The organism is Streptomyces sp. NPDC059010 (genome assembly GCF_042740355.1).
GTDB lineage: Bacteria > Actinomycetota > Actinomycetes > Streptomycetales > Streptomycetaceae > Streptomyces.
Genome location: NZ_JBHYJA010000036.1, coordinates 35,470 through 48,027, shown reverse-complemented (window position 1 = coordinate 48,027; position 12,558 = coordinate 35,470). Strand labels below are relative to the sequence as shown.

The window sequence follows — 12,558 nt, the reverse complement described above, 5'->3', positions numbered from 1 at the left end:
CTAGAGGTTGCTCACCGCGCGGCGGAACGCCTCGGCGTACGCGGAGGTGCCTACGCCGTTCGGATGATAGCTCTCACGGCTGACGCACCAGGTGCCGCCGACGCTGCAGTCGAAGTCCCCGTCGCCCTGCGGGGCTTTGACGATCTTGTTGATGCCCTCGGGGTCGTCACAGGCCCGCCTCCCTTCGAAGTCGGCGTCGGGAGATTCGTAGCTGACCGGGATGTTCGCCGCCTTGAGCGTGGCGACCAGCTGCTTCTGCTGGGTGGCCATGTAGTCGGCCATGGCGTTGATCCGGTTCATCCCGGCGCCGCCGACACCGCTCACGCAGGTGAGCGAGCTCGCGTTGAAGATCTTCGGGTAACCGAGCAGCACGATCTTCGCGTTGGGTGCGGCACCGTGGATCTGCCGGAGCGCGTCCTCGACCTTGGGCATGGTGGTGTCGATGTCGCGATGTACGTCCTCCTCGGCCGGGCATCCGGTGGTGGCGCACTGCTGCATCACGACCGGGAAGCCGGCGTCGTTGCCGCCGACGGTGAGGCCCACCAGGGTGGTGTCGGCGCTCAGGACTCCGGAGTCGAGCTGGGACTTCTCGTGGAAGTTGCCGTCCCAGCCCCATTCGCTCGGGTCGCCCGCGGTGACCTGGCTGGTGAAGGCGCCCGAGCAGGAGACGTTCTGGACGTCCAGGGTCGCCGAGTGGTCGTCGGTCAGGGTGCCGATGGTGGACGAGTATCCCGGCAGGGTGGTCTTGCGGGACCAGGAGTTGTCGCTGCGCCGGCAGGCGTTCCAGCGTGAGTTGTCGTCCTCGTCGTAGTCCTTGTCGCTCTCCGGCGAGTAGGCGCCGGCGCCCTCTCCGGAGGTGTAGGAGTCGCCGAGGATCGCCACGACCTGCTTGGGCTTGGCGCCGATCGGCTGGAAGGCGACCGCGTCCCAGGCGACGTCGTCGTCCCCGGTGCCGTCGTCGGTCTGGCTGGTCAGCTGTACGCGAGGGGTGCCGCTGACCTTGTAGACGCCCAGGGACACCCAGGTGTTCTTGCCGTGTTCCTGGCCGATGTAGCGGTGGCGGGTGAAGGTGCCGCTGCCGGTGTCGATGTCGTAGCGGGCCTGCTGGGTGTGGGCGCCGTGGTCGGGCACATGGACCATGATCCGGACCCATTCGTCCAGGGAGCGCCCGAGCTTCCAGGTGCCGGTGGTGAGCAGCCGGTCGCCGTCGGACGTGCCCGCCTCGCGGGTGTGGGTGAACCAGAAGTGGTCACCGAAACCGGCCCCGATCTGGTGCAGGTCGATCTTGCCGGGATAGGTGCCGTTGGAGTTGTTGAACGAGAAGCCGAAGCTGCCCGCCGACTCCGCCGGGCCGCAGGTGTGCCCGTCCTGCCCGGCCGGTCTGGTGCCGTCGGCGACGTCGTCCACGACGAGGGTGCCCGAGGGCAGCCCCGGGTCGCAGCGGGGCGGGTAGGAGGAGTTCTCGTTGGGCTGCTCGGGATAGTCGTCGTTGTTGAACCGGTGGACGGGGTTGCCGCACTGCGCCGCGCTGCCGCAGTCCTTCCACTTCACGGCCTCGTGCCACCAGCACTTCAGATACAGCGGGTCGGTCTCGTTCGGATCGCCGGGGAGCTTGCACGGACCCGCCCCGGTCTGGTTCGAGGAACCCTCGCCGATCTTGGAGCTGTCGCAGTCGTTCGACGCGGTGCAGAACGTGCCGATCGGCGGCTTGGCGCTGGTGCGGTCCGCGCGGGTGTTCCACCAGGCGGCGCGGTAACCGGCCTGCATGTCGCCGGGCTTGAACAGCGCGGAGATGGGCCGGGCGGCCCAGCCGATGACCTTCTCCTGGTACGGCCAGTCCTGCGGGTGCGCGGCGTGGCTGTAGTCGTCGGCGCCGGTGGAGTCCTCCAGGAAGGGGGTGCGGTTCTCCTTCCACAGCGGGTTGGCCGGGTTGTTGGTCCAGCCCACACCCCACTTGCCGCTGTTGCTGCCGGCGTCGGCCTTCGCGTGGTAGCCGGAGTTGTACGCCCACAGCGCGAAGAACCAGTTCTCGATGTACTTCGGCTTGCCGTCGTTGACGGTCAGGCCGTCGCTGCGGGTCTCGTTCCACTTGGAGGCGAGGATGTCGGCGCCGTAGGCGATGTTCGCCGTGTAGTCGAGCGCCGCGGCCTCCTTCTGCGCGTTCGTCAGGCTCGTGTCGGCCTTGCGCATGCCGTCGGTGACCTGGGTGATGCCGTAACCGCAGTCCGCCTTGGCCCAGTTGACGCCCCAGGGGTCGCCCTGGGTGCCGTCGGCGGAGTACTTGATGCCGTAGTAGTTCCCGATCAGCGAGTTGCCGGTCAGGCCCGGCACCACGGTGCGGGCGGCCTGCCACATGTTGGACTCCTGCGCGGTGATGCCGAGCAGGATCTGGGCGGGGATGTGCCATTCGTCGGCGCGGTCCGGAATCCCGTTCGGGTCACCGCTCAGGGCGCGCAGCGGGAACAGGGTCTGCGGCCAGTAGTAGCCCATGCCGGTGCCGTTCCAGTTGTCCGGACGGCTGATCCACGGGTCGAGACCCCGGATGACGGCTTGGTCGACGGCCCATTCCGCCTGCCGCGGGGTCGGCTGGAGCGCCTGCTTGGTGAGGCTGCCGCGGGGCACGGAGCAGGTGCGCTCGTCCTCGACCGGGTCGGTCGGCGAGGCCGCCAGCGTCTGCCGGGTGGCCGTGGCGCCCGCGGTGAGTGCGGGGGACGTCTGCGCACCGAGCCGCACGCGTGCCGGGGAGACGGGCCGGTCGCCGGGGGTCGTGGTGAGGCTCGCGGTACGGCCGGTGGCGCGAGTGAGGATGGTCGTGGTGACCGGACGCTCCGCGAGGGTGTCCGTGCCCTTCGGCGCCTGCTTGGCGTGCTGCCACTTGGTGGCGACCAGGGCCTCGCCGCGGGTGGAGGCGATCGCGTCCTTCGCGGCACCGGAGTTCTTCACGGCGCCGGGCAGCGAGCGGGCGGTGGTGTTCGCCTTGCCGGTGATGAAGACCGTGCCGTCGGCCGAGGCGGTCAGATCCACGTCCGCGAGCCGCCCCTTGGCGAGGGTGGTCGTCCTCCCGCCGACGGCGCGCTTGACCGCGCTGGTGGCGTTGCCCGTGCGGTCCAGGAAGACCAGGCCGCCGTCACGGTCGCCGCGCAGCTGGAACGGTACGCCGCTCGCCGCGCCCAGGGTGGTGCGCTTGCCGTCCTTGGCTATCTTCACCACGCGGTAGCCGTCGGCGGCGGCGATCCCGCCCTGGTAGGGGATGGCCGAGGTGACCTGACCGTCGAGCCGGAGCGGCTTGCCGACGGCTCTGCCCGCGCGGGCGTCGACGGTCACCAGCCGGGACGCGCTCTGCTTGGCCGAGTCGTCGGTGAACTGTGAGACGACGGCCGTCTCGCCGCGCCCGCAGCCGGGCGAGAAGTAGGCGAGGGAGGACTGCACCGGCAGCTTGGTGACCTTGCCGTTGGTCAGGTCGACCACGGCGGTGAAGGCACCGCGGCTCATCAACTCGGGCCGGTTGGTGAAGGTACGCGGCGCGTAGACGGCGACGGCCCGGGTGCCGGAGGCGGTGACACAGGCGTTGCCGATCCAGGCGTCCGCGTCGAAGCCGGGCTCGGACAGCGACGCGGCGGTCTTCCACGCGTAGCCGGACTTCTTGTCGGCGGTGAGGATATGGAAGCCGCCCGCGTCCGAACTGGTCGTCCACACCCGGTCGTTGGACGACTTCCAGCCGACCCCTAGGAGCCGCGCCCGCTGCGTGCCCGGCACGCCGGAGGACGCGTTGGGGGTGTGCGCGGCGGTCGGCCGGGGGCCGGTCGGGCTGGTGGACTTGGTCGGGTTGGTCGCGGGCGGGGACTCACTGTCGGCGACGGCGACGGTCTGAATGAACCCGCTGAGCACGGCACCGGCCGCGACAGCGGCCAGCCCGGTGCGGGCCCGTGGGGAGGGTCTCAACCCTGAATCCTTTCATCACATGGCGAACCGGCCACCACAGCGCATGGAGTGCATGCAGCGCATGGAGAGAGGAGAAGGGGCTGTGGCGGCAGGACGGATGGCGCAAGGCGGATCGGGGAGGAACGGCAGGCGGAAGCGTCGCGCAAGAAATGCGATCGGGATTTCAGTGCGTGTCGATGCGGCCGCGTGCCTGAATGCCGCATAACCAGCTCACATATTGAAGATTTTACTGACGCCCCACGGCCCGCAACAGCCCCACAAGGCACGCCAAGTTGGGCATACGAGCCATTCCCTGTGGCGCATTCACGCCACTCCCAATCGGAATGCTCAATTCCCGAGAATGGCGCTCACCGCGACGGCCCCTGCGGCCCGAGTTCGAACCAGACGCCCTTCCCGCCCTCACCGCCCCCACGCCCCGCCCGCCACCCTCGCCGCTCAGCACCCCACCGCCCCGCGGTGACCGAGTCGAGGATCCACAGCCCACGCCCACTCTCGCCGTCGTACCCCTCCTTCATCACGGGCAGGGTGACGTCCGTGTCGAAGACGGTGGCCCGCAGGCCGACCGGGTTGGTGACGAGGAGGAGTCCGGGTCCGGCGCCGGCGCCGGTGGCGCTTCCGGCCGCGTGGACACAGGAGTTGGTGACGAGTTCCGAGATGCAGAGTGCGGCGTCGTCGACGATGGCGCCGAGGTGCTGCGCTTGCAGGACGGAGGTGACGAACTCGCGGGCGATGCGGGGGGAGGTGGCGTGGGAGGGGATGCGGAGGCTGTATTCGGGCATGGGGGGTCAGCTCCAAGTCGCCTTAGGCATGGGTGAGTTGAGGCAGGGCGGGAGATGTGCGCAACGGAGAGTGCCGCCTGCATCACAGAAGGTAGGCTGCAACGTATATGCACTGCAACCTGTATGCCGAAACTGCCAACCGGCCGAGTGACCGTGCCATGCTGGCCCGGCACATCCGCAGGCCGGAAAGACCAGAGGGACGTCAAAGATGCCGCTCAGGAGCAATCCCACCTACCGCCAGGAGCGCTTGGGGGCCGAGCTGCGCAAGATGCGCGAACGCGCGGGCATCACGGCGAGGGCCGCAGCCGCCCTGCTCAGCTCAAGCCCCATGTATCAGAGCCATCTTGAGAACGGCCGCAGCGGCATCAGCGAGGACCGCCTCCGACGCCTGGCGGCCCACTGCGCGTGTGACGACGCCGCGTACGTGGATGGGCTGGTTGCCATGGCCGCGGAGCGGGGGAAAGGGTGGTGGGAGGAGTACCGCGGCATCATCGTCCCCGCCGGCCTCAATGTGGCGGAGCTGGAGCACCACGCCGTAAGCATCCAGACTTTTCAGATGCCGCACATTCCAGGCCTGTTGCAGACCGAGGATCACATGCGAGCCGCGTTCCGCTACGCGTCACCGGAGCTGACGCCCCAGGACCTGGAAGCGTATGTGGCGTTCCGGCTGCGCCGCCAGCATGCCATCACCGATTCACCGGTGAAGCCGTACGAAGCGATCATCCACGAGGCGGCTCTGCGCATTCTCGTCGGCGGCCGCAAGACAGCCCACGCGCAATTGGAGCGCATCCTGGAGCGCTCGGAGCTGGACCATGTGACCGTGCGCGTCCTGCCGTTCGCCGCCGAGGACTTCGCTGGCGCCGGGCACTCGATGGACTACCTGCACGGCCCCGTCCCCCAGCTGGGCACCGTGCTGACCGAGACCGGCCACAGCAGTGTCTTCTTCGATGCCGAGCCACTGCTCAAGCAGTACCGCAAGCGGTATGACAGAGTGGCAGGCTCTGCCCTGAGCCCGGCCGAATCCCGGGACTTCATCGTCCACATGCTCCAGGAACTTTGAAAGGCTCCCCGTGATCGCACCCCTCACTTGGCAGAAGTCGTCCTTCTCAGGCGGCGGCACGGGCGACAGCTGTATCGAATTCGCCGCCCCCATCACGTCTCCCACCTCCATACACCTCCGCGAAAGCGACGACCCAGCCACCATCCTCACCACTACCCCCACCGCCCTCCACGCCCTCCTCACCACCCTCAAGGCCAAGCCCCTTGCCTGACCCCCACCTGCAGCGCGCCCTCGGCACTGTCATCGGCTCCGCCGTAGGCGACGCCCTGGGCGCCCCCTTCGAGTTCGGGCCGGAGCACGCCTTCTCCGCCCGCTTCCCGAAGGGCACCGGCGACGAGATGTGCGGGGGCGGCGGCTGGGAGCCCGGCGAGGCGACCGACGACACGCAGATGGCCGTACTCGTCGGAGAGTCGTTGTTGGAGTGCGGCGGGCTGGAACTCCCGGACGTCTTCCGGCGTTTCCAGCGCTGGGCGGCGGCCGAGCCGAAGGACATCGGCCTGCAGACGGAAGCCGTGCTGAGCAGCGGCGACCCCTGGGACATGGCCGCCGCGCTGCACTTCCAGGTGAGTCAACGGGCCGCGGGCAACGGGGCGTTGATGAGGGCGGCGACTTCCGCCGTGTACTTCTCCCACGCCGGCCGCGAGGCCACCATGGACGCGGCCCGCAGAATCGCCGCCCTCACTCACGGAGACCGCGCGGCGTGGGAAGGCACCGCTGTCTTCCATGAGTTGGTGCGCGTCGCGCTGACCGGGGAGGACCCGCTCACCGCCGTCCCGGACACCCTCGATGCGGTCCACCCCGACCACCGGGAGCGCTACGCCGTCGTCCTCGCCCCGGACTGGCACCCCGACAAGGCGACCGAATTCAACGGCGCCGTATGGCCATGCCTGGGTTCCGCGGTCTGGGCCCTGCGGACCACGTCGTCCTACGAAGACGCCGTACGCGCCGCCATCGACCTCGGCGGTGACACGGACACGGTGGCGGCGGTGACCGGCGGGCTGGCCGGGGCGGTGTACGGCATCGACGCGGTGCCGGAGCGGTGGACGTCGGCCCTCCATGTGCCGTTGCCGGGGTTCGGTGAACGCGTCCTGGGCACGGCGGAGTTGACCGAGCTGGCACTGCGGCTGAGCGAGGCGGGCGCCCCGTCGTGAGGGGCGCCGCAGCCTGGATCACGGGGCTGATCGCGAGTCCGAGGAACCGGCCGTGCCGTGAAGGCCAGGTGGCGAGGGCGACCGAAGCGCTTCGAAGCGCTTCGACGTGATGTCTGCAGGCGAGAGTGTCCGTAGGTGAAAGAAATGTGTCTTCCTGCGCAGAGCCTTGCCGTTGATACGTCCCATCATTACTGTCCCCAGACGCAAGCGCTTCGACGCTTCGCATCTGCGTCTGACAAGCCCGCGCCACCTCGACGACCCGCGCCACCCACCATCGCGAGCAGCACCGCATGCGAACGGAGCGAAGGTGTCAGCACGTCAGCTGATCGACCGCCTTCGCCAGGGCCGACCATCGAGCCGATCAGTCGGCCCACTGCGCAAGCACCTCGGACGGAGCTGAGTCGCGCCGTCCCGAGCCCGAGGGGTCCGGAGCAACCCGTCGCCGTCCTTGGAGGGACACATGAGATGGCAAGCCCTTAAATCCATCAGCAGCAAGTCGGCCGGGTTCGGTCGGCTGGCCCTGATAGCCGCCGTGATAGCCGGGTTCCTGAGCATCGCGTCTCCGGCGCAGGCCGCGGTGTACTCCACCTGCGACCGGTGGGGCAGTTACACCCAGGGCACCTGGACGGTCTACAACAACGTCTGGGGCGACAACCACGGCCCGCAGTGCCTGACCGTCGACAGCATCAAGTCCTGGTACGTCGATGCCAACCACTCCGGCGGCGGGATCAAGACCTACCCGAACACCTCGGTCCGGCCCCAGACGCCGCTGTCGCAGTTGAACTCGGCGGGCTTCTGGTACAACACGTCGTCGGCTCCCGTCGGCGGCAGTGACCACTGGAACTGGACGAGCGACCTCTGGTCGACCAACAACCAGGACGAGATCATGGTCTTCACCAGCTGGGCCGGGAGGACCGGCGGCTGGGGAAGGCAGATCGCGTCCAACGTGACCATCGGCGGCATCCTGTACGCGGAGGTCTGGCAGGCCGATCCCGGCTGGAACGTCCTGCAGCTCATCCCCGCCCAGCAGACCAACACCGGCAGCATCGACGCCTCGGCGGTCTGGCGATGGGCCGCGTCGTGGAACCTCCTGCGCAACACCAACTTCGACACGATGCAGTTCGGCCTTGAGATCACGTCGACCAGCGGCGTGCAGAAGCGGTACTCGCTGAACGCCTACAGCGCCTGGTGGAACAACACCTCCGGCGGCGGATCAAGCATCTAGCCGCACTACGCGCGACACGACGGTGCACTCCGTCCGCGCGTAGAGACGAGCGCCGGAGCGATTCCCCAACGCATACCTGGCCGCCGGGCCTCGAACGACAAATCCCGGCGGCAAGGTTTGCTCATGACCGCCGCCCGGCCTCTCCAGCGCTAGCGCACCACGCGATGGCGGAGGTAGACGACCTTGGAGCCGAAGGGGCGGGTCTCTACGAGTTCGAGGTCGACCCGGCGCTCGTGCCGGGGGAAGAACGGAATGCCGCCGCCGACCAGCACCGGGTAGACCATGGTCCGGTACTCGTCGATCAGACCCGCCTCGGCCGCCTGGGCGGCGAGCGTCGCGCCGCCGATCGCGATCTCACCCTCCCCCGGCTCGGCCCGCAACCGCTCGATCTCCTCCGCCACTCCGCCGGAGGCCAGGCGGGCATTGCCCTGCACCGTCGACAGCGTGCGGGAGAACACCACCTTCGGGAGCGGATTCCAGAGCGCGACCCACTCAAGCTCCGCGTCGTCGAGCGACGCTTCCTGCTCGGCGGTCTCCCAGTACAGCATCGTCTCGTACAGCCGTCGTCCCAGCAGATGGACGTCGACCCCCCGGATCTCGTCGATCCAGAAGCGGAAGACCTCCGGCTGGGGCCCCGACCAGTCGAAGCCGCCGTCCGGCCCGACGATGTAGCCGTCCAGTGAGACGTTCATCGAATAGGTCACGCTGCGCATCAGAAGTCCTCCTCGGTGACGATCCTGGAGTCGCCGTTCCCCGTCCACACGATGCGACCGCGCGCGTCGGCCCGCACCCCAAGCGCGGCGAGCAGCCCTTACACGTTGTTCAGGTACGTCAGCACCGCGAGCACCCTGCGATGCCCGCTGTCGCTCTGCGGCAGGCCGAGCTTCAGGAAGACGTTGCCGATGTGCTTGTGGACCGCGCGTTCCGTGACGACCAGCGTCTTGGCGATGGTCGCGTTGTCGTGGCCCTCGGCCATGAGGGACAGCACCTCGCGCTCGCGGGGGGTGAGGGAGTCGAGCGGGGAGTCGGGGCGGCGGGTCAGGAGTTCGGTGACGACCTCGGGGTCCAGGGCGGTGCCGCCCGCCGCGACACGCTCCAGGGCGTCCAGGAACTCGTCGACCCGGCCGACCCGGTCCTTGAGCAGATAGCCGAGCCCGCTCGCACCGCCGGCCAGGAGTTCGGCGGCGTAGGACTCCTCGACGTACTGGGAGAGGACGAGGACCGGCAGCCCGGGCATCTCCTTGCGCGCGGCGAGGGCGGCGCGCAGCCCCTCGTCACGGAAGTCCGGCGGCATCCGTACGTCGAGCACGGCGGCGTCGGGACGGTGTTCGAGGAGGGCGGGCAGGATCTCGGGGCCGGTGCCGGCGACGGCCACGACCTCGTGTCCGGCCGACGTCAGGAGGAGGACCAGACCCTCGCGCAGCAGGGCGTTGTCCTCGGCGATCACGACTCTCACGGCAGTTCCGCCTCTACTCCGGCTCCACGCGGGTCACCGGTCCGGCCACCTGTCCGGTCGCCCGTCCGGTCATCCCCGCGCGTCGCGGTGACGCCGCCTCGGTCAACCGGCGTTCGATGCGCGCAGCCTACTCACCGCGCCGTTCTCAGCGTCGTTCACAGCGCCTTCAGGGCGTGCGCGGTGGCCCGGGCCAGGGCGTCCAGATACCCCTTGGGCACCTTGGGTCTGCGGATCACGACGGAACGCCAGTACAGGGGGCCCGAGATCAGGTCGAGGGCCAGCTCCTCGTCGATGCCCGGACGCACCTCGCCCCGCTTCTCCGCGGCCATCACGATGCCGTTGGCCACGCTCGCCTGACCGTCCCGCAACGCCTTCTGCACGGCCTCGGCGATCTCGGGACTGCGGGCCGCCTCGGCCTGGAGGTCCGGGAGGATCTGCGAGGCCAGGGGGTGGCGCAGGGCGCGCGCGGTCACCTCGTACAGCAGCCGCAGGTCCCCCTCCAGCGAACCGGCGTCCGGCACGGGCAGCCCCATGACCGCGACCGCCGACACCACGTCGAGCACCAGGTGCAGCTTGGAACGCCAGCGCCGGTACACCGCCGTCTTGCCCACGCCCGCACGGCGCGCGATGCCCTCGATCGACATGCGCGCATAGCCGACGGCCGCCAGCTCCTCGAAGACGGCCGCCCGGATCGCCTCCGTCACGTCCTCGCGAAGTACGGCCGCCCCGGCGGGGGCCCGACGGCGCGGCGGCGTCTTGGGCTGGTCGGCGTTGGTCGTCATGCGGAACAGCATAGGGGCGTAGCGACGGTACGGTCCCGTCCCTACGCGACGGCCCCGGCCCCCTCACTCCGCCCCCACGCCATCCCACCCCAGCCCACCCGAGTCCACCCGAGTCCACCCCCGTGCACTCCACCCGTTATATCGATCACGTCACGACGAAACGGTTGCGTTCCGACGCCCCTTCGCCCTACGCTCGCGTTGCGACGATACGGTCCCGTCCCGACGTAAGAAGACGTGAAGAGTCACGTAAGAGAACGCCAGGGACAGGAACCCCAGGAACAGCAACGCCAGGGACCGTCCCCGCACCCCTCCCCCCGAGCGAAAGCAGCGGATGTGAGCCAGGTCCTCGACACACCGCCCCCGACGACAACCGCCCCGGCCCCGGTCGACCTCGCGGACCTCGCCGCCCGGCACGGCCTCTCGGTCAGCGGCGCCCGCCCCACGCTGCCCCAGTACGTCCGCCAGCTGTGGGCGCGCCGCCACTTCATCAGTGCGTTCTCCACGGCCAAGCTCACCGCCCAGTACAGCCAGGCGAAGCTCGGCCAGGTCTGGCAGGTGCTCACGCCGTTGCTGAACGCGGCGGTGTACTACTTCATCTTCGGCGAGCTGATGGGCACCAGCCATGGCGTGCCCGACTACATCCCGTTCCTGGTGACGGGCGTGTTCGTGTGGACGTTCACGCAGAGCACGATCATGGCGGGCACCCGCGCGATCTCCGGGAACCTGGGCCTGGTACGGGCGCTGCACTTCCCGCGGGCCGCGCTGCCGATCTCCTTCGCGTTGCAGCAGCTCCAGCAGCTGCTGTTCTCGATGGCCGCCCTGGTCGTCATCCTGCTCTGCCTGGGCATTCCGGTTTCCGCGTCCTGGCTGCTGGTGATCCCGACGCTGTTCCTCCAGTTCGCCTTCAACGCGGGCGTCGCGATGGTCATGGCGCGCATGGGGGCGAAGACTCCGGACATCGCCCAGCTGATGCCGTTCCTGCTGCGCACCTGGATGTACGCGTCGGGCGTGATGTTCAGCATCAGCGCCATGATGCACAAGCACACCGACGTGCCGTCCTGGGTGACCACGGCCCTGCAGGCCAACCCCGGCGCCGTCTACATCGACCTGATGCGCTTCGCGCTCATCGACAGCTTCCACGCGAGCCAGCTCCCGCCGCACGTGTGGGCCATCGCGACGGGCTGGGCGCTGCTGGCCGGCGTCGGCGGCTTCATCTACTTCTGGAAGGCTGAGGAGACGTACGGCCGTGGCTGAGAACCCGAGCGACAACATCCCCACCGTCATCGCCGACGGCGTCGACATCGTCTACCGCGTCAACGGCACGGGCGCCGGCCGCGGCTCCGCAACCGCCGCCCTCAACCGCATCCTGCGCCGCAGGCAGACCGAGAAGACGTCCGGTGTGCGCAAGGTGCACGCGGTCAAGAAGGTGTCGTTCGTCGCGTACAAGGGCGAGGCCATCGGCCTCATCGGCACCAACGGCTCCGGCAAGTCGACCCTGCTCAAGGCGGTCGCGGGCCTCCTGCCGGTCGAGAACGGCCGTATCTACACCGACGGCCAGCCCTCCCTCCTCGGCGTGAACGCGGCCCTGATGAACGACCTCACCGGCGAGCGCAACGTCCACCTCGGCGGCCTCGCCATGGGCATGTCCCGTGAGCAGGTCAAGGAGCGGTACCAGGAGATCGTCGACTTCTCCGGCATCAACGAGAAGGGCGACTTCATCACCCTGCCCATGCGCACGTACTCCTCCGGCATGGCTGCCCGGCTGCGGTTCTCCATCGCCGCCGCCAAGGACCACGACGTCCTGCTGATCGACGAGGCGCTGGCGACGGGCGACCGTTCCTTCCAGAAGCGTTCCGAGGCCCGGATCCGTGAGCTGCGCAAGCACGCGGGCACGGTGTTCCTGGTCAGCCACAACAACAAGTCGATCCGCGACACATGCGACCGCGTGCTGTGGCTGGAGCGCGGCGAGCTGCGCATGGACGGGCCGACGGACGAGGTCCTCAAGGAGTACGAGGCGTTCACGGGCGACAAGTCGGCCAAGCCGGCCCCGAAGCCACAGCCGAAGCCGACACCCGCCCCGGCCGCCCTTCCCTCGTGAGGCGCAACTGAGAGTCACTCCTTCACCCCATTAGTGACACTATGTCCTAGGTCGGACAAGGTGCG

11 protein-coding genes are annotated in these 12,558 nt (G+C 69.1%); 6 read left to right on the top strand and 5 right to left on the bottom strand.

Annotation, left to right across the window (positions count from 1 at the left end; genetic code table 11):
• Both ACFWYS_RS32335 and ACFWYS_RS32330 read right to left on the bottom strand, forming a co-directional pair.
• On the bottom strand, positions 1-3,942 hold the full coding sequence (locus ACFWYS_RS32335) for an SGNH/GDSL hydrolase family protein (protein WP_384776437.1): 3,942 nt from the start codon (positions 3,940-3,942) through the stop codon (positions 1-3).
• Positions 3,943-4,289: 347 nt separating this feature from the next.
• Positions 4,290-4,721 (bottom strand): ATP-binding protein, encoded by a 432-nt coding sequence (locus tag ACFWYS_RS32330; protein ID WP_384776435.1) that lies wholly within the window; start codon positions 4,719-4,721, stop codon positions 4,290-4,292.
• Between the two features lie 208 nt (positions 4,722-4,929).
• Here ACFWYS_RS32330 and ACFWYS_RS32325 point away from each other — a divergent pair, with 208 nt between their 5' ends.
• From ACFWYS_RS32325 to ACFWYS_RS32310, 4 genes are all read left to right on the top strand, one after another.
• Positions 4,930-5,781: a DUF5753 domain-containing protein gene (locus ACFWYS_RS32325; RefSeq protein WP_384776433.1), complete on the top strand. Its 852-nt coding sequence runs from the start codon at positions 4,930-4,932 to the stop codon at positions 5,779-5,781.
• A gap of 10 nt (positions 5,782-5,791) precedes the next feature.
• Positions 5,792-5,992: a DUF397 domain-containing protein gene (locus ACFWYS_RS32320; protein WP_384776431.1), complete on the top strand. Its 201-nt coding sequence runs from the start codon at positions 5,792-5,794 to the stop codon at positions 5,990-5,992.
• Positions 5,985-6,932: an ADP-ribosylglycohydrolase family protein gene (locus ACFWYS_RS32315; RefSeq protein WP_384776429.1), complete on the top strand. Its 948-nt coding sequence runs from the start codon at positions 5,985-5,987 to the stop codon at positions 6,930-6,932. The genes ACFWYS_RS32320 and ACFWYS_RS32315 overlap by 8 nt, the downstream gene beginning before the upstream one ends.
• Positions 6,933-7,392: 460 nt before the next feature.
• Complete coding sequence (locus tag ACFWYS_RS32310) at positions 7,393-8,157, top strand: hypothetical protein (RefSeq protein ID WP_384776427.1); 765 nt, start codon at positions 7,393-7,395, stop codon at positions 8,155-8,157.
• A gap of 149 nt (positions 8,158-8,306) precedes the next feature.
• Here ACFWYS_RS32310 and ACFWYS_RS32305 read toward each other — a convergent pair whose 3' ends face one another.
• From ACFWYS_RS32305 to ACFWYS_RS32295, 3 genes are all read right to left on the bottom strand, one after another.
• Positions 8,307-8,870 carry a dihydrofolate reductase family protein gene (locus tag ACFWYS_RS32305; RefSeq protein WP_384776425.1) on the bottom strand — a complete coding sequence of 188 codons (564 nt, stop codon included), beginning with the start codon at positions 8,868-8,870 and terminating at the stop codon, positions 8,307-8,309.
• 98 nt (positions 8,871-8,968) lie between these two features.
• Complete coding sequence (locus ACFWYS_RS32300) at positions 8,969-9,613, bottom strand: response regulator (protein ID WP_384776423.1); 645 nt, start codon at positions 9,611-9,613, stop codon at positions 8,969-8,971.
• Between the two features lie 155 nt (positions 9,614-9,768).
• On the bottom strand, positions 9,769-10,407 hold the full coding sequence (locus ACFWYS_RS32295; protein ID WP_384776421.1) for a TetR/AcrR family transcriptional regulator: 639 nt from the start codon (positions 10,405-10,407) through the stop codon (positions 9,769-9,771).
• 321 nt (positions 10,408-10,728) lie between these two features.
• On the opposite strand from ACFWYS_RS32295, the gene ACFWYS_RS32290 reads away from it, so the two are divergent.
• Positions 10,729-11,649: an ABC transporter permease gene (locus tag ACFWYS_RS32290; protein ID WP_384776419.1), complete on the top strand. Its 921-nt coding sequence runs from the start codon at positions 10,729-10,731 to the stop codon at positions 11,647-11,649.
• Positions 11,642-12,493 (top strand): ABC transporter ATP-binding protein, encoded by an 852-nt coding sequence (locus ACFWYS_RS32285; protein ID WP_384776417.1) that lies wholly within the window; start codon positions 11,642-11,644, stop codon positions 12,491-12,493. Before ACFWYS_RS32290 ends, ACFWYS_RS32285 begins: the two co-directional genes overlap by 8 nt.
• Positions 12,494-12,558: the final 65 nt, after the last annotated feature.